The organism is Pseudorhizobium banfieldiae, assembly GCF_000967425.1.
Lineage (GTDB): Bacteria > Pseudomonadota > Alphaproteobacteria > Rhizobiales > Rhizobiaceae > Neorhizobium > Neorhizobium banfieldiae.
In genome coordinates, this window is the sequence record NZ_FO082820.1 from 618,985 (window position 1) to 642,943 (window position 23,959).

The window sequence follows — 23,959 nt, forward strand, 5'->3', positions numbered from 1 at the left end:
CTCATGTTGACCCTGTCTCGCATACGGACCGGCTTTGGCTGGCTCCTGACAACTTTTGCCTGGATATCGAGCGCCGTCGCCTTTTGTGTGATGGTTCTCGTCGTGGCAAACGTGGTGAGCCGTTATGGCTTCAATATGCCGATTGCCGGCACCTTGGAACTCACGGAAGGAGCGCTGCCCCTCATCATCTTCCTGTCGCTGGCCATCACCCAATACCACGGTGGGCATATTCGCGTGACATTGATCACGGACCGGGCACCGGAATCCATAGCGCGTGCGCTCACCATCTTCGCGCTCCTCGCCGGCGCGCTGCTATTCGGCTGGGCGACTTGGGCGGGTTGGCTTTCAGCTGAAAAGTCGTTCGCCATCGGCGAGATGAAGCGGGGCTCAATTCGATATCCGGTCTGGCCTATCAAGTATGCCGTCTCCGCCGGGATGGCGCTCCTGACTGTGCAGTTCCTGATCGACGCGCTCTGGGTCGCATCTGGACGGCAACTTCCCCATGAACTCCCGGAGGACGCATGAGCAATATAGCGATCGGCCTGATCGGTACCCTGTGCCTCTTTGCCGGGATACTTTTAGGCATCAACGTAATGGTCGTCCTCGGTCTGGTGGGAGCCTTTGGGCTGGCGGCCCTGGTCGGCTTCAAGGCTGCCACAGCGCTCCTGTCTACCGTCTTCTTCGAGACAACCCACTCCTTCCACTTCTCGGTAATCCCGCTCTTTCTTCTCATGGGCTTCTTTGCCATGCGTGCGGGGCTTGGCGAGGACCTGTTCGAAGCGACAACGAAGTGGATGGGCAATCTCAAGGGCGGGCTTGCGATCTCGACGACGCTGGGGGCGGCAGCATTTGGGGCGGCATCCGGTTCGTCCGTCGGGACCGCGACGGTCTTTACCAAGCTCGCCTTACCGCAGATGCTCGATCGGGGCTACGACAAGAGCCTTGCCTCTGCGTCCATCGCGATTGCGGGTACGCTTGCGGTGATGATACCGCCGTCTGCTCTGGTCGTCGTCTATGGTATCCTGACGGACAGCTCGATCGGCGCGCTTCTCATTGCGGGCTTCATCCCGGGTATTGTCTTTGCGCTCATGCTTTGCCTGGCGATCTGGCTTACGGTGTTGCGCCGCCCCGAACTCGCTCCCGTTGATCGTAAGCGTTACTCGCTGCGCGAAAAGATCGTGTCGCTCCGCCTCGCGGGGCCGCTTGTCTTCATCATTATCTGCATCGTCGCAGGCCTCTATGTCGGCATCTTTACACCAACTGAGGCGGGAGGCGTGGGAGCCGGACTGACCTTCCTGCTGGCAATCTTGCGCCATCGCGGTCTGCGCGGTGTCAAGCTGGGCGAGACGCTCATGGAGACGGTCCGCACCTCCGCCATGATCTTCGCGATCCTGATTTCCGCGCTCCTGTTCTCGAAGTTCCTTGCGCTTTCGGGGGTAACGAACGCTCTGGGCGGCTTTCTGACGGGGCTTGATGTGGCGCCCTGGGTCGTCGTGGTGCTGATCTCGATCATCTACCTCGCGCTTGGTATGATGATGGATGCGCCTGCGCTGCTCGCCGTGACATTGCCGATCACGCATCCCGTCATGATGGATCTCGGCTATGATCCTATCTGGTTCGGCGTCTTCGTTGTTCTGCTGGTCGAGATTGGCGCTGTAACACCTCCCGTCGGTATCAACTGCTTCGTCGTTCAGGCGGCATCCGGTGGACGCGTCAAGCTGGAGCATGTTTTCCGCGGCCTGGTCCCGTTCGTCCTGGCGGGATTTGCAATGCTGGTGCTGCTGTATCTCGTGCCGCAGATCGCCCTCTTCCTTCCTTCGAGGATGTAGGCCGTGACGGATCTGCATTTACTTTGGAACGACCCGTCGGTCCCAATTGTGCTGCGCTCGACGATCACCTCTCCATTCGGCCGAAAGGTGCGCATCGCGGCCCAGGCACTCGGTCTCAGCGGGCGGATCATTCGCCGCGATGCTGATACAAGGGATGCAGCCGACGACCTGCGTTGCCAGAACCCGCTCGGCAAGATGCCCTGCCTGCTGATCGCTGGGGAGGCGTTCTACGACAGCGGCGTTATTCTTGAGCTGTTCGATCTGCTGGCGGGTGGCGCGAGGTTGCTGCCCGGCATTTCGCAGCCACTCGAGCGTAGCCGCGCCTTGACCCGGGCCCGGCTCGCAGACGGGATCGCGGAGGCCGCCCTGCTGATGGTTTACGAGGACCGTTTCCGCGAACCAAGTCAAAGGTCAGAGGTCTGGATGGGCCATCAACGCGGCAAGATCGAACGAGCGCTTGCCGCGTTTGAGCAGGCGCCGCCCCAAACTGAACGCATCGATATCGTCAATATCGGCCTGGGCTGTGCGCTGGGTTACCTCGATTGGCGCCAGCCAGTGGAGTGGCGAGATACCCATCCGAACCTTGTGGCCTGGCTCAATCAGTTTTCCGCCGCAGTACCCGCCTTCCAACAGACAGAAAGCAAAGCCGCATGAATTGGCCGCCACAGCGCCTCAGCGCACCTGACCCGCAATTCTACTCGCAGCAGCAGCGTCAGATCCACGACACGATCAGCGCCGGTCCCCGCGGCGGAGTGCGTGGCCCGCTGGCTGTTTGGCTGCATCGGCCGGAACTTGCGGCTCGGGCGCAGGATCTCGGTCGCTACTGCCGTTACGATACGAGTCTTGCACCGCATCTCTCCGAACTCGCGATCCTCATCACAGGACGCGTCTTCAGCTCGGAATATGAGTGGCAGGCGCACAAGGGGCCCGCTCTTGCCGCAGGTATCGCGCCCGACATCATCGACGCCATCCGAACGGATAACCGGCCAGTCTTCGATGATCCGGAACTGGAGGTCGTTCACGACGTCGCACGCGCGGCCCACGAGAACCGCCGGCTGGACGATGCGCTTTATGCCCGCGCCGCCGACGTGCTGGGCGAGCAGCGGCTCGTCGATCTCGTTGGCCTCCTCGGCTACTACACGCTGATTTCCCTGACCATCAATATCTTTAGCATCCCTCCCCAAGGCGGTGGGGCGCCGGAGCTCGATAATGCCTGATCCAGTTCTGACATGGCACCAGAAGCCACATATGACCACTGTCCGCCTACCGAAGAACGCAACCGACTGCCATTGCCATGTCTTCGGGCCGGTCGCTCGTTTTCCCTACGCCGACGATAGCGGCTTCAAGCCTGCTGAGGCACCAAAGGAAGCGCTGTTTGCCCTCCACGACCAGATGGGGATCGAGCGCTGCGTTATCGTGCAGTCGGGGTGCCATGGTTTCGACAATAGCGTCGTCGTTGACGCGATTGCCGCCCGCCCTGGGCGCTATCTCGGCGTCGCCCTTGCGCCGGCAGACGTAACGCTGGCCGATTTGCGGGTACTCGATACGAAAGGCTTTCGTGGCCTGCGCTTCAACTACATGAGCCATCTTGCGCATGGTGCGGACGAAGCGCAACTGCGCGCACTTGCGCCGAAGCTTGCCGATCTCGGATGGCACTTGCAGATCCACATGGAAGACCAGTTGATCGAGCCGATGTCGCCCGTGCTTGCCAGTCTGCCGGTTCCCGTCGTGATCGACCATATGGGACGGATCGACGCCTCTCGCGGACGCAATCAGCCGCAATTCGAGGCGCTGCTGCGGCTGCTCGACCATGACTATGTCTGGTGCAAGGTTTCGGGCAGCGAGCGTGCCTCGCGACAGGATCCACCTTATGCCGATGCGACACCTTTCGCACGGGAACTGGTTGAGCATTTCTCCGATCGAGTGGTCTGGGGGACTGACTGGCCCCACCCGAACTATCGCGCTGCGCCGCCGGATGATGGCGACCTCTTCGATCTGCTGCCGCAGATCGCCCCGACCGCCGACCTGATGAGGGCGCTTCTCGTCGATAACCCCGCCCGTCTCTACGGCTTCAAGGAGAACATCTGATGGCTCGCCGTCTTGAAGGAAAAATTGCGATCGTCACCGGTGCAGGCTGCGTCGGTCCTGGCTGGGGCAATGGTCGCGCTACCTGCGTTCGCTTCGCTGAAGAAGGGGCAAGGGTTTTCGCCGTTGATTTGCGCATGGAGACGATGACAGAGACGTTGGAGCGCACGCGCCAAGTTGGCGGCGAGATAGAGCCCTATCTTTGCGACGTAACAGACCGTAGTGCGGTCGAGGCCATGGTTTCGGCATGCCAGGAGCGCTTTGGCGCCATCGACATCCTCGTCAATAACGTCGGCGGCTCGGCGAAAGGCGGTGCGGCAGCTCTGGAGGAGGACGTCTGGGATCGGCAGCTGGACTTCAACCTGAAAAGCGTCTTCCTGACCTGCCGAGCGGTCCTTCCGGTGATGGAAGCAAAGAGGTCCGGTGCTATCGTCAACGTCTCCTCTACCTCTGGATTGCGCTATACTGGATCTCCACAGGTGGCCTATGCCTCTGCGAAGGCGGCCATAATCCAGTTCTCCAAGGTGACCGCAGTCGAGTTCGCACCAAAGGGTATCCGCGTGAACACGGTCGTGCCGGGGCAATTGCATACCCCCATGGTGGAAACGCGTCTTGCCGGTCAGCGTGCAGCGGGCGATGTCGATGCGCTTCTTGCGTCGCGCGTGAGACGCATCCCCTTGGGCTGGATGGGCGACGGCCGGGACACTGCGAACGCAGCACTTTTCCTGGCATCGGACGAAGCGCGATTTGTAACGGGCACAGAGATCGTGGTCGACGGCGGCATGAGCGTGCGCTGCGATTAATCCGCAGCTGGCACCGACGCAACAGTCCGGTCAGGATTGAGGAGAAAGGACAATGGCGAGAGCGTTTGAAGGCATTCGCGTTATTGATGCGACACACGTCTTGGCTGGACCTTTCGCAGCCTACCAGCTGGGGCTTTTGGGAGCCGACGTCATTCGCATCGATCGACCCGACGATCCCGATCAGTCCAGGCTTCAGGGGGCCGACCGGGAACTGAACGCAGCCGCGATGGGTACCGCCTTCCTTGCCCAGGGATCGAACAAGCGGTCTATCGCGCTCGACCTCAAATCGTCGGAGGGACAGGAGACGCTGCATGCCCTGTTGCGCGATGCCGATGTCTTCGTGCAAAATTTCAGACCCGGAGCTCTTGCCGAACTCGGCTTCGGCTACGATGAACTGAGCCGTATCAACCCTCGTCTTGTCTACTGTTCGATCTCCGCCTTCGGACAGACCGGGCCTCGCGCGCAAGAGACGGGTTACGATAATGTATTTCAGGCCATCTCGGGGATGATGGCGATGACCGGAACACCAGAGGTCGCCCCTCTGAAAGCTGGTGCTCCCGTGGTCGACTACGCTACCGGTTACATTGCTGCATTTGCAATCTCAGCTGCACTGTTTCAGCGGGAGCGGACGGGGCGTGGGCAACATGTGGATCTGGCGATGTTCGATGCATCGCTCATGTTGATGGGCTCGCACATCAGTGCGTTGACGGTTGGAGGCCTGAAGCCGCGCCCAAACGGCAATCGCTTTCCGATGGCTGGACTTGGCACGTATGCGACGAAAGCGGGCGTCTTGGTGTTGGGTGCGGGAAATCTGCGCCAGCAGCGTCGGCTCTGGACTGCGTTGGGACGTCCAGAGATGATTAAAGGCAGCCTGCAGCAAAGCGTTGATGATGCTGAACGCGAAGGAAAGGTATTGCGAGACATATTTTTGACGCGAGCAGCATCCGAGTGGGAGGAGTTTCTGCGCTCCCACAGGGTGCCAGCGGGCCGGGTCCGAGATCTCAAAGAAGCGCTTGATGACCCACAGCTGTCTCCCCGGGCAGCATTGCTGAGCGTTGATTTGGCGTCGCCCATTGGCGCTGTAAGGCTACCTGGGACAGCCTTCCTATTATCAGGGTGCAATCCAAGAATCGATCGCGCGCCGCCGCGGGTTGACGAACACGGTGAAGAAATCAGGCAGTGGGTGGGAAAGGAACAGTCTCACTGTTGAGAAATATCTGACCATGAGGATTGCAGTTGTCTTGCCCCATATTTCCCGCTTCTCTTGATCTCGCTCGCACGCCTCCCGCTTCAGCCACTCTGTTCAATCGGCCAGCACCTTATCACCGGGAAATTCTGATTCCCTGCCGTTAGCCCTTCGACAACCGTCCCCAAATTTGTCACGCCCTTAGCACCATGTTGCTAACCGCTTCGAGGCATTCTGACGGGACGCAGGTCCCGCCTCCTTCGAATCCCCGAGCATCCTCATGTCAGATCTTGTAAGCCTCGAAGGTAGAAGGGTGAAACAGCTCTTCGGGCGAAACCAGCCGCGACGAGAGCCCCTGCTTGTGATGTGCTTCGAGGAAAGCGATCAAGGTAGGTAGGTTTTCCTGAAGCCCGTACGACCAGAAATCCCGACCCATCAAGGCCCGGGCGCGGGCGAGTTGCTCCTCCACGAACGGCAGCGTGACCTTGGTCGCAGAGGTGTCGGTTAGCTCATCAAGAGCGACGGCCTTGGCTGAATTCAGCGCCTTGAATACTGACATGGGCAACCATGGATGCTCATCGACAAGTGCGCGACGAATCCCGACGATGTGCATGATCGGGAAGATGCCCGTTCTCTCGAACCATGCACTCGCCTCGGCGATCGGATCATCGTAGAGCCAGCCGACAGTTGCATCTGCCCCGAAACACGATGGCAGGCGCGGCGCGATGACGGCGTCGATCTCACCCGCAGCCAGCATCTGTGAAAGGGACTTGTCACCAGGCGCACTCTCGATCTTGACGCTGGAGGGGAAAGAGATGGTTATCTTTTCGGGGCGGCCCAGCTCCTCGAGCCCTCCACGAACCCAAATTACGTCCTCAGGCAATACACCCTGCTCGGCTAGGATGGCACGGGCCCAGACGCAGGCAGTTAATTGGTATTCGGGGACGCCAATACGCTTTCCCTTCAAATCTGCCGGCGCAGCTATGCGGTCACGCCTGACGACGATGGAGGTGTGGCGGAAGGCACGCGACAAGAATGCTGGAATCCCGACATAGGGAGAAGCGCCCTGCGCCGTCTTCACGGTGAAGCTGGACATGGACAGCTCGCAAATGTCGAAATCCTCCGACCGAAAGGCACGAAAGAAGATCTCCTCCGGAGAGAGCAGGTGCACAACGGGATCAACCCCATCTATCTGTACACGTCCGTCGACCAGGGCGCGAGTGCGATCGTAGTTGCCAACCGCGAGAGAGAGTCGAAGTTTCGTCATATCATGTCCCTTGTATGGTGATTGTCAGTTGAAGTGATCCTGGAGACCGCGCGGCGCAGTTCTTGCTGGAACGCCTGCATCAGCGATGTCGGAATGTAGTCGCGGCGAACGGTCCAGCCGACAGGCCGTACGGCGGCGCTGAAATCCACTGGCAGTACGACAAGTTGACCGGCCGACGTTTCATAGTGGACTTGATGATGCGACACGACGGCAAGACGATCGCTGCCCAGGAGTAGGGTTCGGACGATGGCCAAGGAGTCGGCTTCGATCACGTGCCCGGGTCGCGGCAGTCCAGCCGAGTCGATCAGCGCCTCGAACTCCATTCTGAGCGGCACTCCCGGCAGCGGCAGCACCCAATCGTGCCTGAGGCAGGCGGCAAGACTGGGAGCAGCGTTGCCGGCCAAGGGATGGCCGGTCCGCGCGACGGCCACCATGGAGTCATCGAAAAGCCACTGACTGCTTAGGTCAGTACCAGGGGGAGCCGCACGAATGGAGCCGACGATCATATCGATATCCCCATTGCGCAAGCTGGTAGCGAGCGATGAGTAAGTACCATCAACCACTGAGACCCGGGCTTCGGGAAAGGTTGTCAGAACAGCATCAATTGCAAAAGGCACAAGCCGTGCCCGTGTCAGGGGCAGCGCTCCGAGGCGAAGCTCGCCGCCCCGTGCACCTTGAATTAGCGCCACTTCTTCAAACCCGTGGCGCAGTTCCGAGAAGGCGAGCTTGGCCCGCCGCACGAGTGTTTCGCCAGCCGGGGTCAAGCGCATGCGCTCAGTAGTGCGGTGGAAGAGGGCTTGCCCAACCCTGTTCTCGAGCTTGCGCAGGGAACGCGTCAAAGCGGGCTGTGACAGGCCCTCCCGGCGAGCCGCTGCGGTGATGGTGCCGCACTCTGCTATGGCGATCACTGCTTGGAGTTCATTCTCGGACGTTTGTGCGGAGATGAGGCGCCGGGCTGCATCCGGTGCCGGGGTGACTGCCGCATCTGCGGTTTCAAGATGATCAAGGGCGCGACGCGTTCGGCGGCAAAGGGCCATGCCCTGTTCGGTCGTCGTCAGCCTCGATGTTCCACGCTGGAACAGTGGCGTGCCGATCATTTTCTCAACCGAGAGGATAGCTCGCGAGGCCGCAGGCTGGGAGATATTCAATGCCCGCGCTGCCGCGGACACTTGTCCCAGTTCCGCGGCATAGAGAACGGTCCTGAGCTTTCTAAGGCTCGTCAGGGGGCTTCCTCCTTGGATCTTGCGTAACCGCGGCTGATCACAGCCCGATGGAAATGGATGTCCCGCGACCCCCTCGTACGTCGTCGGCACTGGGTGACAGTGCGCCATCTCGGTCCGGTGCGTAAAGGGCGGTATAAGCAAAACGCATACAGCGACCACCGCTACGCATTTCCCCTCGACCTCCGCGGCGCCCATAGTTCGGCAAGATCACTGGCTGTACCAAGACGAATGCTGAACACAGGAGGATGTCACCCGAATGGATGATGTCAGAGTGGGGATTCCGCGAATTGCGGATCCAATGGACAAGATCGAGCGGCCGGTGGCCAGCGCTGCTTCGGACCAGGTTTTCGGGAGCGACGTGATAGCGCAAACAGTTCAGGCGCTAGACCTGCCATATTTTGCAATGGTCCCCGGCTCCAGCTTTCGCGGTTTGCATGACTCCCTTGTCAATCACCTTGGTAACGAGAATCCTCGGATCGTGCTTTGCTTGCACGAAGAGCACGCTGTAGCAATTGCCGATGGCTATGCCCGCGCGACCGATTTGCCAATAGCCGTCGGCCTCCACGCCAATGTTGGGCTGATGCATGCCGCTATGCCCATCTACAACGCCTGGTGCGACCGGGTTCCAATGGTGATCATCGGCGCTACGGGGCCTGTTGATGCGCACCGCCGCCGTCCCTGGATCGATTGGGTCCACACCTCGCGCGATCAGGGCGCACTTGTTCGGAATTACGTGAAATGGGACGACCAGCCCGCTTCGACGGAAGCTGGCGTCGAGTCGATTTTGCGCGCGCACCAGATCACGACCACACTTCCTTATGGACCCACATACGTCTGCCTTGATGTGACGTCGCAGGAGGAAGAACTCGCCGGACCCATCGCTGTGCCCGACGTCAGGCGCTACGCCGCGGCGCCTGCACCGGTGGCACCCCAGGAGACTATAGATCGCGTTGCGAGCCTGCTGCGGCGGTCGCAGCGGCCGGTGTTCCTGTTTGGGCGGATGTCACGCTCCACGGAAGACTGGGAGTGCCGAGTGGCACTCGCCGAGCGCTCTGGCGCGGCGGTGCTTACGTCGATACACAATCCTGCGGCCTTTTCTACGGACCATTGTCAGCATTTGCTCCCCGTCTGCGGTGAGCAGCGGTCAGAGGCCGAGCGGATACTCCTGGCCCAGGCGGATCTGATCGTCAGTTTCGACTGGATGGATCTGGCTGGTTATCTGCGTAGCTGCACGGACTTCGCACAAACACAGAAACCGGTTGCACAGACGGTCGTTCATGCTTCGCTAGACACTTTCTTGGCGAATGGCTGGTCCATGGACCACCAGGCATTGGCGGCGGTAGACGTGCCGGCGCTCGCTGGGCCGGACGCTTTTGCTGCCCAACTGCTTGAGACGTTCGGAGCTGAGCCTCACCAGACGGCATGGGATTTCGGGGGAGCGCACTGGACTACCTATCTGCCGGGTGCCCCATTAGGCGACCGAGCCGATTGCATGGCGCTGGGAGATTTCGCGCTGGCGGTGCGGGCGTTGTCCGACGAGCAGGCGGTGACCTATGTGAAGCTGCCCCTGGGCTGGCCCCGCGCGGCCAGCCGCTTCAACGACCCATTGGCCTATCTCGGCAAGGATGGCGGCGGTGCGGTCGGGATCGGGCCTGGAACCGCGGTCGGGGCCGCCTTGGCTTTGCGCAACAGCGGCCGGTTGGTGACCGCCGTCCTGGGAGACGGCGACACGCTGATGGGCATCAACGCCCTTTGGACCGCCGCCCATATGCGCCTGCCGCTCTTGGTCATAGTCGCAAACAACACCTCATACTTCAATGATGAACTGCATCAGGAACGGGTTGCCTTGCGCCGAGGGCGGCCGGTGGAGAACCGATGGATTGGACAGCGTCTCAATCAGCCAGAGGTCGACATCGTCGCTATGGCGAGAGCGCAGGGTTTCCAAGCCGAAGGTCCGGTCCGCAAGCTGGCTGATCTGCGTGCGGCGCTCAGCCGAGGCGCCGCCGCGGTTGCGGCGGGCGGTTGTTACCTGATCGATGCAAGGGTCGAGGCGGGTTACGCCGGCGACTTTGGAATCAAGCCGTCGGGATGATGGCTTGCGGGGAGGAGTGCCGCGCTTGAATGCGGTGCTGAGGATGGAAGAAAAATGATTTTGGAGGAGAGAATCATGAACAGACGTCAGATGATAGAACGGGTGCTCAGCTTGGCGGCCGCAATGACGATGACGGCAGGCGTGGCGCTTGCTGAATTCCCTGAAAAGCCGATCACGATGTACATTGGCTTTGCACCGGGCGGTGCCGTGGACACGACGGCGCGCCTCCTAATTCAGAACCTCGAGCGCGAACTGGGCGTTCCGATCGTGGCGGTACAGCAGCCGGGCGGCGGCGGTGCTGTCATGGCTGCAACGTTGATGAACATGCCTGCTGATGGCTACACGATCGGAATGGGCGCCAGCGCCGCCTATGTCCTGTCACCGGTCTATAACCCTGAGCTCCCTTACAAGATGGATTCGCTCGACCACATTGCGACTGTCTCGTATCCCGAAGATGCACTTGTCGTGAAGGCGGACTCTCCCTGGAAGACCTATGACGACCTGATCGCCGACGCAAAGGCGGGGAAGACGCTGTCGCTGTCATCTCAGGTAGCAGTATCGCGACTGATGGCGATCGCCATGGAGCAGAAGGAAGGTATCAAGATCGACGTCATTCCCACTCAGGGCGGGGGTGCCGGAATTCAACAGGTTCTTGGGGGCCACACCGACATGACATGGGGTGCATCGGGATGGCATCCGCTTGTTCAGTCCGGGGAACTTCGTCCCCTCTTGTCACTCGGATACAAGCGCAACGCGACCTTCTCGGACGTGCCGACGATGCTCGAATTGGGCTACGACTACGCATTCGTGGACACCTTCATGCTGTCCGCACCGAAGGGCCTGCCCCCGGAGATTTTGGAGAGGCTGAGTTCGGCTGTTGAGGCAGCGATGGACGAGGAACTGAAGAAGAACCTCCATGAGAGGATGTTCCTTACGGCCGATTATCGCAATCCGGAAGATACGACGGAATACCTGCGCATGCAGTCGAAGCAGGTAAAGCCGTATCTGGATGCCATGCTGGCTGAAGACACCAAGAAGTAGATGTCGGGTTGCGACCAGTCGGCGTCGCTGCCGGCGGGTCGCAAGGACAAATGCGCAGCCGAGAGCGATTGCGCGCTGGAGGGCGCGCCATCGCATACAAGCGGAGGAACATCATGCGATTATCCGACATTCTGTCGGCCGGCTTTCTGCTGGTGTTTGGGTTGGTGCTCTACTTTCTCATCATTCCGGATCAGATTGGGAGCCAGTCCTGGGGTGGGCTTGCGCCGGACTTCTTTCCACGCCTGATAGCACGACTTCTCTTGATCCTGACGGCCCTGCTGCTGGCAGTGCAATTGATCTCGGTTTGGCGCAGGGCACCGCACACCGAAGCCGCAATGTTGCCGATAAGACTGCCAGAGCTTGCCTTCATCGGCGCCGCTTCAATCGTGCTGATGGTCGCGTATCTGTTGATGCGGGAGGTCGGTTACATCGTGGCCGCGATGTTCATCATCGCGGCAGCCGGAGTGGCGATGGGGAGCGTGCGGCGTACCCTGCTGCAGCTGCCGCTAATGGTGTTCATCGCACCCGCCGTGATCTACCTGATCTTCCGATACTTCTTCATCATCTACCTGCCAGCTTAGGATAGCACATCAGATGGATACCATCCTTGCGGGCATTGTGGATGCCTTCACACTGATCAACATCCTGCACATTGCAGCTGGGGTCGCCCTGGGGATCATAGTGGGGGCCATTCCTGGCCTGAATGCCCCGATGGCGTTGGCTGTTGCTGTCCCCTTGACCTTCTACATGAATCCCTTGTCTGCTATCGCCTTTCTGGTCGGGATTGCGAAGGGTGGCGCGTTTGGCGGAGCGATTTCCGCAATCCTTTTGAACACGCCGGGATCCCCCGAAAGCACAACAACTGCCTTCGACGGTTATCCCTTGGCGAAGCAGGGCAAGGGGCTGAAGGCGCTCAAGATGGCGCTATACTCCTCCTTCACTGGGGATACGTTTAGCGACATTGTACTATTCACTGTTGCTGCGCCGATGGCCATTCTGGCGCTTAGGATGGGGCCGCCCGAACTTGCGGCGGTCTTCGCCTTCTCGCTGACAATCATTGCAGGTTTGGCGGGCAATTCCCTCTTGCGTGGGCTGATAGCAGCCACGGCGGGAGCTTTCGTTGCCTGCGTTGGCCTGGACATCGAAACGGCGCAGCCACGAATGACATTCGGTATCCCAGAACTGATTGAGGGCGTGCCTCTGATCCCGATGACGATCGGCCTGCTCGCCTTGTCTGAGATACTGATCCAGATCGAAGCATTCGCTCTAAGACGCGAGGTGCCGTCGAAGCGGATATCCGCATTTTCCAAATCGCTTCCGGCCGAAGACCGCAATGTCAGCTGGGCGGAATTCTGGGAGTGTCGAAGGACACTTCTGAGGTCAGCGTTGATAGGAACGGGCGTGGGCGCACTGCCAGGGATCGGCGCCATCGTCGCAGGCTTCCTCGGCTACGGGGCAGCTCAACGCGCATCTGACAAGCCAGACGAGTTTGGCAAGGGCAAGCTGGAGGGGATCGCCGCAACCGAGGCTGCGAACAGCGCGGTCAACGGCGCGAATCTGATCCCACTGCTCGCGCTTGGCATTCCGGGAAGCCTCTCTGCGGCGATTCTAATCGGCGCCTTTCTCATTCATGGGGTGACGCCAGGGCCCATGATCTTCAAGGATCACGGTCAGCTGGTCTATGGCATCTTCGCAGCCATGATGATGGCAAACTTCATCAACTTCTCCATCGGTAACGTGGGCTTGAGGTTGTTTGCCCTGATCATCAACGTGCCGAAGAATGTCATCTTGCCGATCGTGACGGCGATCTGCCTCGCGGGCGCCTACTCAAACGGCAATACCATGTTTGCAGTCGCGGTGATGCTGGTGTTCTCCGTGGTCGGCTACTTTATGCGCAAGTTGGACTACCCGTTTGCTACCTTCATCATTGGCTTTGCCCTCGGCAGGGCCCTGGAGGAGGCGGTTCGCCAGACGGTCCTACTGTATGGAAGTCGTCCAGAGGCACTGCTGACACGGCCGATCTTCATGGGCTTCGTCTTGCTGACCCTCTTCATCATCTTGCGCATCATCTGGCGTGGGCAACGCCGAAATGCCGCATCAGGCACAAGTGCCCTCGTCTAAGGAAGTTCCCGTGACACGACCCATCCTCCCCTCAAATCGCAGCCTGTACTATGGAGGTGCCTGGCACCTTCCATTGGCCGGCGGAAGTCGAACCTGTTCAAGCCCGGCCACGGGTGAAACCTACGGCGAGGTGGCTGTTGGCGACGCGGATGACATGGAAGCCGCAATCCGGTCTGCCTATGCCGCCTTTCCTGAATGGCGCGACACGCCGCCGCTGACGCGCGCAAAGGCGTTACGCCAGATTGCCCAGGTGATGCGCGACAACCGCGAGGATCTAGCACTTCTGGACGCCGCAGAGAGCGGTAATCCGGTGGCAGCGATGATACGGGATGTCGATATTGCGGCCGACCTGCTCGACTTCTTTGCGGGGCTTGTGACCGAAATGAAGGGCGACAGCATCCCGATGGGACCCAATGCGATCAACTTCACGGTGCGTGAGCCTCACGGCGTGGTGGGGCGGATCGTCGCCTTCAATCATCCGCTGATGTTCTGCGGTGCCAAGATGGCCGCTCCGTTGGCCGCTGGCAACACGCTCGTGCTCAAGCCCGCCGAACAGGCACCTCTTTCGGTTCTCCGGTTCATTGAGTTGATCGAGGGGATACTACCACCAGGCGTCTTCAATGTAGTGAATGGCGGGGCCGAAGCGGGAGCACTACTGGCTTCGCATCCCAAGGTGGCAATGGTTGGTTTGATTGGGTCAGTCCCAACCGGACGTGCGGTCATGACCGGTGCGGCGGCGACGATCAAGCCGGTACTGCTGGAGTTAGGGGGCAAGAATGCCTTGATTGCCTGCCCGGATGCGGATCTCGACAAGACCGCGGCCGGGATAATTGCGGGAATGAACTTTGCCTGGTGCGGGCAGTCCTGCGGATCAACCAGCCGCGCTTTCGTACATGCCGACATCTACGATGCTGTACTGGAGCGAGTCGTGGCACGTGCGGGTGAATTCATCCCGGGCGACCCAACGGATCCGGAGACAACCATGGGCGCGGTGATAAGTCGTCGCCAGTACGACCGGATCCTAAAATTTATCGAGATAGCAAAGGCCGAGGGCGCCCGGCTAATCCATGGGGGTGAGCCCGCGCAGGTCTGGGGCCATCCCGATGGAAATTTCATCCAACCGACGATCTTTGCCGATGTCACCCCAGACATGACCATTGCACGCGAGGAGATATTCGGACCGGTTCTTTCCGTTCTCAAATGGTCTGAGGAGGCGACGTTGATGGAGCACGTGAATGCCGTCGACTACGGCCTGACCTGCTCAATCTGGACCCAGGACCTTGCGCGGGCACACAGGCTGGCCAGGCTCGTCGACGCCGGATTCGTGTGGGTGAACAAATCCAGTTCGCATTTCCTCGGCGCACCTTTCGGAGGAGTCAAGCAATCCGGCATCGGACGGGAGGAAAGCCTTGGGGAGTTACTCAGCTTCACACGCGAAAAAAACCTGCATCTGGCCTTCGATTAGATGATCTTGCATCCCTCGGGCAAGCGGCTCGTGCGCAAAGCCGTAACGCTAGGTATCGGTCTCGTTGGTGGCCTCGTAGCCTTGATCGTGGGCGCGCCGCTCCCCTGGCTTATCGGTGCCCAGCTGGCCTTGTGCCTTGTGGCCCTATCTGGAATTCAAATACTGGGGGGGGCGCCGGAATGGCCGCAGAAGAGCCGAAGCTTGTTCTTCCCGGTGCTCGGCGTGATGATAGGAGCTGCCTTCAGCGCAGATATATTGCGAGAGATCCCAGGTTGGTGGCCGGCGCTGATTGCAGTGACGCTGTTTCTGCTGGTGGCGCAGGCGGTAGTATACCTCCTGTTCCGGCATGTGGGCGGCTACGATCGCGCAACGGCATTCTTTTCCTCGTTCCCTGGGGGCTTTGTGGAGGCCGCGGTGTTGGGACGTGAGGCCGGTGCCATCGAGCGGCTGGTCACATTGCAGCACTTCTTGCGCGTCTCTCTGATCGTATTGCTGATGCCGCTGATTTTCTGGGCGCTCAGCGGTCATCGCGTCGGCAGCGCAGCAGGACTCCCAACATCCGACGTGAACCTCACGCTTGGAAGTGCGACCCTGCTGGTGGCGGCCGGCCTAATCGGATCATTCATCGGGCCATGGCTCCGTTTTCCCGCGCCCGAGGTGTCGGGGCCTTTGTCGGTGAGTGCCGTATTCCATTCGGCAGGCCTGATCGAGGGTTCTATCCCTCCGATTATGCTCAGCCTGACGCAATTGGTCATTGGCACATCCCTCGGCGTGGGTTTCGTTGGGATTGCTGGACGAGAATTCATGCGAGGCGTGGGATTGGCCTTGGCGGCATTCGCGTTAGTATTAGGGCTTGCCGCTTGCTCGGCATGGTTGATTGCTCCGGCATTGGAGACGCCCAAGGAAGCGATCATCTTGGCATTCGTCCCAGGCGGTCTGGCGGAGATGAGCCTGATTGCTCTGACCCTGAACCTGAGCGTGCCGTTCGTCATCTTGATCCACTTTTATCGCATCCTCTTCACTTTGGGTGTCATTCCACAGCTGGCTCGAAGGGTGATCGACAGAAGCGGCGCCTGACGGTCGGCCAACCTGGCGGAGCGAAGTTTCAATATGGATAAAACAGCCATGCATCTCAGGCCCGAGCGTCTCAGGAGACACGACCCGCTGCAAGTTCGGACGCTTAACATGAAAGGATCATGTACGTGATCGCCGTAAGACGGCAGACAGACAAGGCATCGGTGTCGCCAGTCAGCCAGCTTCCAGTCGACGCGAAGGAGGACCTTAGCTCTCATTGCCGGTCGTGATGGTCTTGCGCAGGAGGCGCATGAACTGTGCCGCCTCCGACTCGTCCAACCCACCCAGCATCACAGTCTGCGCCCTTTGCACGCTTGGCTCGACCAGGTCGAGCATCTCGCGGCCCTTCGGCGCGATCGTGAGGACGCGAGCGCGCCTGTCAATTGCGTTCACGTCGCGGACGATCAGGCCCTTTGAGAGCAGTCGCTCGACGACCCCGCCGATCGTCGCGCGGTCATAGGCGATCAAGCCGGCCAATGTTGCCTGATCGAGTCCCGGCCGCTCGTTGATGGTTCTCAACGCTGCATACTGGACCGGCGTCAGATCGCTGCCAACGGCGCCCAGTTCGCTCTGGAAAACGGCGACTGCGATCTGCTGAAGGCGCCGGATCATATGGCCGGGCAATTCTATAAGATCGGGCATGAAGGGTCCTTTCAGGCAGTACATTTGACTTCCAAAATATGATAAGTGTACTTACTATATGGCGTTCGGCGGAGGAAGCTGTTGCTCGTGAAGCGGCGAGAGCCCTCAACCGTCGAAATTTCTGGATGGAGGGGTTTAACATGCAGTTTCATCTTAACGGCTTCCGCACCGGGGACCCTAGCATTCAGGTCGCCGCAGATCGGCAAGTATTGCCGGCGAACGGGTCGGGTATCGAAGACGTCGATGTGCTGATTATCGGCTGCGGCCCGGCCGGGCTCACGCTTGCGGCTCAGCTGGCGGTCTTCTCCGACATCCGCACCATGATCGTCGACCAGAAGGAGGGGCCGTTGCGCCTGGGACAGGCGGACGGGATCGCCTGCCGCACGATGGAGATGTTCCAGGCGTTCGGTTTTGCAGAGAAGGTGGAAAAGGAGGCGTACTGGGTGAATGAGACGACCTTTTGGAAGCCCGATCCGAAACGCCCCGAGCACATAGCTCGCAGCGGTCGGATACAGGACACCGAGGACGGTCTCTCGGAATTTCCCCATGTTATCCTCAACCAGGCTCGCGTTCATGATTTCTATTTGGAAACCATGCGCAATTCGCCTACTCGCCTCGAGCCGACGTATCGGCGCCAGTTGCTCGATCTGAAGATCGACGAGAGTGCCATGGACTATTCGGTCATTGCACGACTCTCACGTCTCGGCGACACGCAGTCGGACGCGGTGGAAACGATCAGGGCCCGCTACGTGGTGGGCTGCGATGGCGCGCGCAGCGCGGTGAGACATTCCATCGGCAGGTCCCTCAAAGGCGATTCCGCCAATCAGGCCTGGGGTGTGATGGACGTTCTGGCAGTGTCAGATTTTCCTGATATCCGCTTCAAGGCGGCAATTCACTCTGCCAATGAAGGCAGCGTACTGATCATCCCACGTGAGGGCGGTTATCTCGTTCGCCTCTATATCGAGCTAGACAAGCTCAACGAAAACGAGCGTGTGGCGAGCCGCAATATCACTGCGGAACATCTGATTGCCGCCGCACAACGGATCCTTCGTCCCTATACGCTTGACGTGAAGGAGATTGCCTGGTGGTCGGTCTATGAGATCGGCCAGCGCCTGTGCGATCGTTTTGATGACGTGATCGAAGGTTCAGACAAGCCGCCGAGGGTCTTCATCGCAGGAGACGCGTGCCACACCCATAGCCCCAAGGCCGGTCAGGGCATGAACGTTTCCATGCAGGACAGCTTCAATCTCGGCTGGAAACTTGCCAGCGTTATCCGAGGTCTGGCCGATGAGCGGATACTCGCCACCTACTCACAGGAACGGCAGGCGGTCGCAAAGGAACTTATCGACTTCGACCGTGAATTTGCCAAGATGTTCAGCGCTCGCCCGAAAACCCGAGAGGACGACGAAGAGGGCATCGAACCCGCCGAATTCCAGCGCTATTTCGTCAAGCAAGGTCGGTTTACCGCAGGTACCGCGACCTGCTATCGGCAGTCGCTACTCACGGGCAGCACCGAACACCAGAGCCTAGCGGCCGGGTTCTGTGTCGGAACACGGTTTCATTCTGCTCCGGTCATACGTTATGCCGATGCGAAAACTGTGGAACTCGGCCACACCGTTGAAGCGGACGGGCGTTTCCGGCTGTTTGCGTTCGAAGGCACCGGTGAGCCCGGAGCCATTCGGCGATTGTGTGATTATCTCGCCGATGATCCGGGTTCACCCATCCTGCGTTTCACGCCGAAGGGAGCCGACATCGATTCGGTAATCGACCTGCGCGCCATATTCCAGAGCGGTCACCGTGATCTGGAGCGCAATAAGCTTCATCCGCTGCTCCTGCCGCGAAAGGGACGATATGGGCTGATAGATCATGAGAAGGTCTTCTGTCCCGACCTCAAGGCAGGTCCAGACATCTTCGATTTGCGGGCCATCGACCGACACCGAGGGTGCCTCATCGTGGTGCGCCCCGACCAGTACGTCGCCCAGGTCATTCCCCTCGACGCGTATGACACGCTTGCCGCATATTTCGACGAATTTCTGGTTCAAAGGCCGCACCGGCAGGCGATAGTATAGCATCACGAATATATAGCGGTCCGGAATTATATATTGGACGGGAGGCCGCGCGTGGGTGAATGCTCCTCCGGCCATCAGGGAGAGAGACAATGGAGCGCGTCACCCAATCGGAGCGGATGCTCATCGGCGGTGAACTGGTCGAGAGCTCAAGCGGCGAGTGGTCGACCTCGTTAAACCCGGCGAACGAGATACCGATAGGTCGAGTGCCTGCCGCGACGGCCGAAGATGTAGAGCGTGCCGTCGTGGCTGCCGAGAAGGCATGGCCGCAATGGGCGGCCTGCACGCCTATGGAGCGGGCGGGCATCATGAACAGCTTTGCAGATGCCTTCGCCGCGCGTGCCGACGAAATCCTCAAGGTCGAGGTTACGGACACCGGCAACACAATCCGGCCGATGCGCATGATCGACGTGCCGACGGCGGTGGAATCGCTGCGGTACTACGCTGGACTGGCTCCCGATCTACGCGGTGAGACAATTCCCGCAACGCGTGACCACATCCACATGACGCTGCACGAACCTTATGGTGTCGTTGCACGTATCGCGCCCTTCAATCATCCGGTCATGTTCGCGGTGGCGCGCACGGCGGCGGCTCTCGCAGCCGGCAATGCCGTCATTGTCAAGCCGCCGGAAACGTCGCCGCTTTCGGCGATGATCCTGGCGGAAATCGCCCGCGATGCTCTTCCCCCCGGGGTGTTCAACATCGTGACGGGCGAGGGGCAGACCGTCGGCGATGCGATCGTTCGCCACCCGCGCGTGAAGCGGATCGCCTTCATCGGTTCTCCGACGACAGGCCGCGCCATCCAACGTGCAGCCGCCGAGGTCACTGTCAAGAACATCACGCTCGAGCTCGGCGGCAAAAATCCGATGATCGTGTTTCCGGACTGCGATCCGGACCAGGTAGCGCAAGCGGCGGTCGCGGGGATGAACTTCTCGTGGCAGGGTCAGAGCTGTGGTTCTCTCAGCCGCCTGCTGCTGCATGAGGACGTGCATGATAGGGTCCTGGAGGCGATTGCTGATCGTGTTGCCTCACTTCGAATGGGTGATCCGTTGAGCGAGGACACCGATATCGGCCCGGTAAATTCCGAAGCTCACATGCGGCGCATCCTTCAGCATTGTGCGGCAGCTGACCAGGATGGGGCGCGCCGCATTGTCGGCGGTGGGCGGCCGGTGGGACCCGAGTTCGAGAAGGGCTATTGGGTCCAGCCGACGATCTATGCCGATGTGACGCCCAAGCTCAGGCTCTGGCAGAACGAAGTCTTCGGGCCAGTGCTCGCGGTCGCGCGCTGGAGGGAGTTCGATCAGGCCGTGGAGATGGCCAATTCGACCGAATACGGGCTGACGGCGGCGATCTGGACCAACGACATCAAGAACGCCCTTAAAATGGCGCGGCAGGTGCGCTCCGGGCATCTGTGGATCAACGGGTCAAGTATGCATTTTCTCGGCGTACCCTTTGGTGGGATGAAGACCAGCGGCGTCGGTCGGGAGGAGGGCCGGGAGGAGCTCTACAGCTACACTGAGACCAAAACCATCAACATCATGCTGTGACGGGATCGCCCATGACCGAAGAGACACTAAACCAGGCGCCAGAGTGGGGATCCGACGTAATCGCGCAGACGTTGCGCGATCTCGATCTCCGCTATGTCGCGATTAATCCCGGCGCCAGCTATCGCGGCATCCATGACAGCCTGGTCAACTTCACAGGCAATGACCCGGAAATCCTGCTTTGTGTTCACGAGGAGGCGGCCGTTGCCATTGCCCATGGCTGGGCGAAGATCACCGGGCGCCCCATGGCGGTGGCGCTCCATTCGAATGTCGGGCTGATGCACGGCTCCATGGGGATTTTCAACGCTTTCTGCGACCGCGTGCCAATGGTCATTGTCGGCGCCACGGGTCCATTGGATGCCGCAAGGCGACGCCCCTGGATCGAGTGGATACATACCGCACAGGACCAAGGCGCGCTGATCCGCGACTTCGTCAAATGGGATGATCAGCCGGGCAGCGTTGCGGCGGCGCGCGATGCGCTCATTCAGGGTACCGCGGTTGCAGCTACGGCGCCGCGGGGACCGGTGTACATAAATATCGATGCCGCGCTTCAAGAGGAGAGGGTAACGCGGCCACTAGTCGATCCGGATATTGCGCGGCGCGGATCGCCTGTGGCGGCGACGCCTGTCCCAGATCTGCTGGAGCGGGCTGCCTCAATCCTTAAGACAGGCACCCACATCGTGTTCATGATGGGGCGAATGTCACGTGAACTGGCGGATTGGGATCGGCGGATCGCGCTCGCCGAATATCTCGGCGCCCGCGTCGTTACCGACTTCAAGACCGGTTCGACCTTCCCGACAAACCACAGGCTGACGGTTGGTCGCGCCGGCTATTTTCCGGATCCGGACGCGAAGACGGCTCTGACGGAGGCGGATGTCATCGTCAATTTCGACTGGCTCGATTTCGGCGGCACGTTGCGCTCAGTCTTTCCGGACCGTCCCGTTACGGCGAAAATCATTTCCGCTTCGCTCGATAGTTTTGCCCATCGCGGCTGGTCGAAGGATGGTGGTGCGCATTATCCGGCTGACGTGTCTTTCCTAAACGAGCCTGACCAAGTGGTGCATGCGCTCGCCAACTTGCTCGATGCGAGGGAAGCCCAGAAACCTGGCCTTCCTCCGCTCAGCACTCCTCCAAAAGGGAAGACGCTAACTCCGCAAGACATCGCAATTCTTCTTCGGTCAAAGCTTGACGACGTAAAACCTTGCCTGATCCGCGGCCCCTTGAGTTGGACGGGGGACGACTGGCCTGTGGACCATCCACTTGGCGCACTCGGCTATGATGGCGGTGGCGGCATCGGTTCGGGATGCGGCATGGCCGTAGGCGCGGCGCTTGCGCTGCGCGATACGGGCAGCGACCGGCTGCCGCTTGCGGTCTTGGGGGACGGCGACTTCCTGATGAACGCCTCTGCGCTCTGGACCGGTATCAACAAGCGGGTCCCGCTTCTGGTGGTCGTCCTCAACAACCGATCCTTCTACAATGACGAGGTGCATCAAGAAACGGTCGCGAAGCACCGCAACCGTCCGATAGAAAACAAACATGTTGGCATTGTCATGAGCGGGCCGGACATCGACGTCAGTTCGGTCGCACGTGGGTTCGGGGCCTGGAGCCCCGGCCTGCTTCAGGGCGCGGATGCGCTGCTTGCCGCGATCGATGAAGCATTGTCGGTCCTGAAGCATGGTGGCACCGCAGTTCTGGAAGTGGAGACTGCCAAGGGTTATGCGCCTTCCATGGCCAATGCATTGCGCTCCGGTTCCTGACCGTTGAGACCGCGCGAGAGCGCGTCCATCAGGGATAGCTGGAAATGCGAGAGCTGCTTGCCCCGCCGCCGTACGAGGTAGACCGGAACCTGGAGCTCCATTCCCGGTGTGGAGAGGATGCGAAGCTTGCCGGATGCGAGCTCGTCGCGCACCGACGAACGGAACAGGAATGCGGCGCCTGCGCCAGCCCTCACCGCTTGCTTGATGGATTCTGCGTGGCCGAACTCCATCGCTATGCGGTTGCGTTGCACACCATAGGCCGCAAGACAATGCTCCTCGATCTCCCGTCGAGGCGTTCCCGATTGTGCCGTGATGAACGGCACGTCCGCCAGTGCTGTCTGGTCCAGGCTGTCGCCAACGATTCCGGAACTGTCGGACGCAACGAGGATCAGCCGCTCGTCCATGATCTTCTCGATCTCAAGCCCCGTGGTCTCATGGCGCGGATCAAGAATGGTGAAGGCGAAGTCACAATCGCCGATATGGACCGCATCGGTGACAGAGCCCGGCGTTGCGATGCGCACTGAGATTTCTCCCTTCGGATAGATCGTGTGAAAGTGCGCGATCAGGCCGGGCAGCACGTACGAGCCAATGGTCATCGAAGCTCCCACTGTCGCCTTGCCGAAGAAACCTCGCTGAAAATCTGCCATTTCCCGCTCCATCTCGCGGGTTCGGCTGACCATCTCGCGCGCCCAGTTGTACACCCTTACACCTTCCTCCGTCAGCGTGACCTTGCGTCCTGTTCGTGCGACCAGTGAAGCACCGAATTTCTCCGAGAGCGCCTTTATGTGAGCCGAAACCACCGGCTGCGCTATTCCGAGCCGCTCGGCAGCGCGCGAGAAGCTGCCGAGTTCGACGACGAGGCAGAACACCTCGAGCTTATGGATGGAAATCTGCGAGATCAGCGAGCGCATGAATAGCCTAGATACTATACAGAAGGACGATTTATATATTAGCCGCTACAGTGGCCGCAAGCTAAGCTTCACCCTATTAAAGGAGGACTGGTATGCTGGACACGGCTTCACGGCAGGAAGAGAACGACAAACTCATTCGCGATGCGACGCTGACGGAACTCGTCATGGCAAATCGGATCCTTGCACGCGAGGACGTAATCGACGATTTCGGTCATATCAGTGTACGAAACCCGCTCAATCCGGACACCTACTTCCTGTCGCGATCACGCAGCCCCGCCGTGGTTACGCGCGGCGATATCATGGAGTTCACGCTTGACGGGGAACTGATTGGCAACGATCCGCGGCGGCCCTACGCCGAACGCCACATCCATGGGGCGATCTACAAGGATCGTCCCGACGTCAATTCGGTCACGCACCACCACGCCCGCTCGGTGCTTCCGTTCACCATGGTAGATATATCTCTCCGACCGATGTTCCACATGGCCTCCGTCATCGGCAAGGACATTAATGTCTGGGACAGTCAGGACGAATTCGGCGATACGAACATGCTGGTCGACAGCATGGAGATGGGCCACTCACTTTCTCGCGCGCTCGGCGAAAACCGGGTGGCTCTCTTGCGCGGTCACGGGTGCATCTGCGCAGCAACCGACGTCCGCTCTGTGATCATGATATCGATCGCGCTCAAGGACAATGCCGCGCTTATTCAGCAGACCCGCCAACTCGGCGAAATCACGTATTTGACCGATGGTGAAATCGATATGGCGAGCCGAATGCTGCTCAGCGAAATGCCGCTGGCGCGAGCCTGGGACTATTGGGTGGCCCGGGCCGGCTTTCAGGGGCTCTAGAAATCCAA

The 23,959-nt window shown here is 60.1% G+C and carries 21 protein-coding genes; 17 read left to right on the forward strand and 4 right to left on the reverse strand.

Annotated features, from left to right (window positions below; translation table 11 throughout):
* Positions 1–3 precede the first annotated feature (3 nt).
* The 7 genes from NT26_RS02905 to NT26_RS02935 are packed head-to-tail and all read left to right on the forward strand — an operon-like array spanning position 4 to position 5,927.
* Positions 4–525 carry a TRAP transporter small permease subunit gene (locus NT26_RS02905; protein WP_052637280.1) on the forward strand — a complete coding sequence of 174 codons (522 nt, stop codon included), beginning with the start codon at positions 4–6 and terminating at the stop codon, positions 523–525.
* Positions 522–1,829, forward strand: a complete 1,308-nt coding sequence (locus NT26_RS02910; protein WP_052637281.1) for a TRAP transporter large permease — start codon at positions 522–524, stop codon at positions 1,827–1,829. The genes NT26_RS02905 and NT26_RS02910 overlap by 4 nt, the downstream gene beginning before the upstream one ends.
* Before the next feature lie 3 nt (positions 1,830–1,832).
* A complete protein-coding gene (locus NT26_RS02915; protein ID WP_244467662.1) occupies positions 1,833–2,483 on the forward strand; it encodes a glutathione S-transferase family protein in 651 nt (216 codons plus the stop codon).
* Positions 2,480–3,046 carry a carboxymuconolactone decarboxylase family protein gene (locus tag NT26_RS02920; protein ID WP_052637282.1) on the forward strand — a complete coding sequence of 189 codons (567 nt, stop codon included), beginning with the start codon at positions 2,480–2,482 and terminating at the stop codon, positions 3,044–3,046. The genes NT26_RS02915 and NT26_RS02920 overlap by 4 nt, the downstream gene beginning before the upstream one ends.
* Positions 3,047–3,077: 31 nt before the next feature.
* Positions 3,078–3,917: an amidohydrolase family protein gene (locus NT26_RS02925; protein WP_244467663.1), complete on the forward strand. Its 840-nt coding sequence runs from the start codon at positions 3,078–3,080 to the stop codon at positions 3,915–3,917.
* On the forward strand, positions 3,917–4,717 hold the full coding sequence (locus NT26_RS02930; RefSeq protein WP_052637284.1) for an SDR family NAD(P)-dependent oxidoreductase: 801 nt from the start codon (positions 3,917–3,919) through the stop codon (positions 4,715–4,717). The genes NT26_RS02925 and NT26_RS02930 overlap by 1 nt, the downstream gene beginning before the upstream one ends.
* Before the next feature lie 52 nt (positions 4,718–4,769).
* Positions 4,770–5,927 carry a CaiB/BaiF CoA transferase family protein gene (locus NT26_RS02935; RefSeq protein ID WP_082077618.1) on the forward strand — a complete coding sequence of 386 codons (1,158 nt, stop codon included), beginning with the start codon at positions 4,770–4,772 and terminating at the stop codon, positions 5,925–5,927.
* A gap of 259 nt (positions 5,928–6,186) precedes the next feature.
* Here NT26_RS02935 and NT26_RS02940 read toward each other — a convergent pair whose 3' ends face one another.
* Complete coding sequence (locus tag NT26_RS02940; RefSeq protein WP_052637285.1) at positions 6,187–7,170, reverse strand: ABC transporter substrate-binding protein; 984 nt, start codon at positions 7,168–7,170, stop codon at positions 6,187–6,189.
* A complete protein-coding gene (locus NT26_RS02945) occupies positions 7,167–8,588 on the reverse strand; it encodes a LysR family transcriptional regulator (protein ID WP_082077619.1) in 1,422 nt (473 codons plus the stop codon). The genes NT26_RS02940 and NT26_RS02945 overlap by 4 nt, the downstream gene beginning before the upstream one ends.
* Positions 8,589–8,691: 103 nt before the next feature.
* Between NT26_RS02945 and NT26_RS02950 the strand changes: the two genes are divergently transcribed.
* The 6 genes from NT26_RS02950 (at position 8,692) to NT26_RS02975 (ending at position 16,189) form a co-directional block, all read left to right on the forward strand.
* Positions 8,692–10,485 (forward strand): thiamine pyrophosphate-binding protein, encoded by a 1,794-nt coding sequence (locus tag NT26_RS02950; protein ID WP_052641791.1) that lies wholly within the window; start codon positions 8,692–8,694, stop codon positions 10,483–10,485.
* A 75-nt stretch (positions 10,486–10,560) separates the two neighbouring features.
* Entirely contained in the window at positions 10,561–11,526 is a 966-nt protein-coding gene (locus NT26_RS02955; RefSeq protein ID WP_052637287.1) for a tripartite tricarboxylate transporter substrate binding protein, read from the forward strand.
* A gap of 113 nt (positions 11,527–11,639) precedes the next feature.
* On the forward strand, positions 11,640–12,107 hold the full coding sequence (locus tag NT26_RS02960; RefSeq protein WP_052637288.1) for a tripartite tricarboxylate transporter TctB family protein: 468 nt from the start codon (positions 11,640–11,642) through the stop codon (positions 12,105–12,107).
* A gap of 13 nt (positions 12,108–12,120) precedes the next feature.
* The gene (locus NT26_RS02965; RefSeq protein WP_052637289.1) at positions 12,121–13,647 is read left to right on the forward strand and encodes a tripartite tricarboxylate transporter permease; all 1,527 of its coding nucleotides are present in this window, start codon (positions 12,121–12,123) and stop codon (positions 13,645–13,647) included.
* 10 nt (positions 13,648–13,657) lie between these two features.
* Complete coding sequence (locus NT26_RS02970; protein ID WP_052637290.1) at positions 13,658–15,112, forward strand: aldehyde dehydrogenase family protein; 1,455 nt, start codon at positions 13,658–13,660, stop codon at positions 15,110–15,112.
* The gene (locus tag NT26_RS02975) at positions 15,113–16,189 is read left to right on the forward strand and encodes an AbrB family transcriptional regulator (protein ID WP_052637291.1); all 1,077 of its coding nucleotides are present in this window, start codon (positions 15,113–15,115) and stop codon (positions 16,187–16,189) included.
* A gap of 204 nt (positions 16,190–16,393) precedes the next feature.
* On the opposite strand, the gene NT26_RS02980 is transcribed toward NT26_RS02975, so the two are convergent.
* A complete protein-coding gene (locus tag NT26_RS02980) occupies positions 16,394–16,828 on the reverse strand; it encodes a MarR family winged helix-turn-helix transcriptional regulator (protein WP_052641794.1) in 435 nt (144 codons plus the stop codon).
* Positions 16,829–16,968: 140 nt separating this feature from the next.
* Here NT26_RS02980 and NT26_RS02985 point away from each other — a divergent pair, with 140 nt between their 5' ends.
* From NT26_RS02985 to NT26_RS02995, 3 genes are all read left to right on the forward strand, one after another.
* Positions 16,969–18,897, forward strand: coding sequence for an FAD-binding monooxygenase (locus NT26_RS02985; protein WP_052637292.1), 1,929 nt, complete (start codon positions 16,969–16,971; stop codon positions 18,895–18,897).
* Between the two features lie 89 nt (positions 18,898–18,986).
* The gene (locus NT26_RS02990) at positions 18,987–20,441 is read left to right on the forward strand and encodes an aldehyde dehydrogenase family protein (RefSeq protein WP_052637293.1); all 1,455 of its coding nucleotides are present in this window, start codon (positions 18,987–18,989) and stop codon (positions 20,439–20,441) included.
* 11 nt (positions 20,442–20,452) lie between these two features.
* Positions 20,453–22,195 carry a thiamine pyrophosphate-binding protein gene (locus tag NT26_RS02995; RefSeq protein ID WP_052637294.1) on the forward strand — a complete coding sequence of 581 codons (1,743 nt, stop codon included), beginning with the start codon at positions 20,453–20,455 and terminating at the stop codon, positions 22,193–22,195.
* Here NT26_RS02995 and NT26_RS03000 read toward each other — a convergent pair.
* Positions 22,153–23,106 carry a LysR family transcriptional regulator gene (locus tag NT26_RS03000; RefSeq protein WP_052637295.1) on the reverse strand — a complete coding sequence of 318 codons (954 nt, stop codon included), beginning with the start codon at positions 23,104–23,106 and terminating at the stop codon, positions 22,153–22,155. The genes NT26_RS02995 and NT26_RS03000 overlap by 43 nt on opposite strands.
* A gap of 92 nt (positions 23,107–23,198) precedes the next feature.
* Between NT26_RS03000 and NT26_RS03005 the strand changes: the two genes are divergently transcribed.
* Positions 23,199–23,951 (forward strand): class II aldolase/adducin family protein, encoded by a 753-nt coding sequence (locus tag NT26_RS03005; protein ID WP_052637296.1) that lies wholly within the window; start codon positions 23,199–23,201, stop codon positions 23,949–23,951.
* Positions 23,952–23,959: the final 8 nt, after the last annotated feature.

What these genes read in the sequence shown, in the direction of transcription:
- NT26_RS02920 (WP_052637282.1), top strand. Translation starts at nt 2,480, where the DNA reads ATGAATTGGCCGCCACAGCGCCTCAGCGCACCTGACCCGCAATTCTAC.
- NT26_RS02975 (WP_052637291.1), top strand. Translation starts at nt 15,113, where the DNA reads ATGATCTTGCATCCCTCGGGCAAGCGGCTCGTGCGCAAAGCCGTAACG.
- NT26_RS02910 (WP_052637281.1), top strand. Translation starts at nt 522, where the DNA reads ATGAGCAATATAGCGATCGGCCTGATCGGTACCCTGTGCCTCTTTGCC.
- NT26_RS02905 (WP_052637280.1), top strand. Translation starts at nt 4, where the DNA reads ATGTTGACCCTGTCTCGCATACGGACCGGCTTTGGCTGGCTCCTGACA.
- NT26_RS02960 (WP_052637288.1), top strand. Translation starts at nt 11,640, where the DNA reads ATGCGATTATCCGACATTCTGTCGGCCGGCTTTCTGCTGGTGTTTGGG.
- NT26_RS02985 (WP_052637292.1), top strand. Translation starts at nt 16,969, where the DNA reads ATGCAGTTTCATCTTAACGGCTTCCGCACCGGGGACCCTAGCATTCAG.
- NT26_RS03000 (WP_052637295.1), bottom strand. Translation starts at nt 23,106, where the DNA reads ATGCGCTCGCTGATCTCGCAGATTTCCATCCATAAGCTCGAGGTGTTC.
- NT26_RS02990 (WP_052637293.1), top strand. Translation starts at nt 18,987, where the DNA reads ATGGAGCGCGTCACCCAATCGGAGCGGATGCTCATCGGCGGTGAACTG.
- NT26_RS02945 (WP_082077619.1), bottom strand. Translation starts at nt 8,588, where the DNA reads ATGGGCGCCGCGGAGGTCGAGGGGAAATGCGTAGCGGTGGTCGCTGTA.
- NT26_RS02935 (WP_082077618.1), top strand. Translation starts at nt 4,770, where the DNA reads ATGGCGAGAGCGTTTGAAGGCATTCGCGTTATTGATGCGACACACGTC.
- NT26_RS02940 (WP_052637285.1), bottom strand. Translation starts at nt 7,170, where the DNA reads ATGACGAAACTTCGACTCTCTCTCGCGGTTGGCAACTACGATCGCACT.
- NT26_RS03005 (WP_052637296.1), top strand. Translation starts at nt 23,199, where the DNA reads ATGCTGGACACGGCTTCACGGCAGGAAGAGAACGACAAACTCATTCGC.
- NT26_RS02995 (WP_052637294.1), top strand. Translation starts at nt 20,453, where the DNA reads ATGACCGAAGAGACACTAAACCAGGCGCCAGAGTGGGGATCCGACGTA.
- NT26_RS02930 (WP_052637284.1), top strand. Translation starts at nt 3,917, where the DNA reads ATGGCTCGCCGTCTTGAAGGAAAAATTGCGATCGTCACCGGTGCAGGC.
- NT26_RS02925 (WP_244467663.1), top strand. Translation starts at nt 3,078, where the DNA reads ATGACCACTGTCCGCCTACCGAAGAACGCAACCGACTGCCATTGCCAT.
- NT26_RS02980 (WP_052641794.1), bottom strand. Translation starts at nt 16,828, where the DNA reads ATGCCCGATCTTATAGAATTGCCCGGCCATATGATCCGGCGCCTTCAG.
- NT26_RS02950 (WP_052641791.1), top strand. Translation starts at nt 8,692, where the DNA reads ATGGACAAGATCGAGCGGCCGGTGGCCAGCGCTGCTTCGGACCAGGTT.
- NT26_RS02965 (WP_052637289.1), top strand. Translation starts at nt 12,121, where the DNA reads ATGGATACCATCCTTGCGGGCATTGTGGATGCCTTCACACTGATCAAC.
- NT26_RS02955 (WP_052637287.1), top strand. Translation starts at nt 10,561, where the DNA reads ATGAACAGACGTCAGATGATAGAACGGGTGCTCAGCTTGGCGGCCGCA.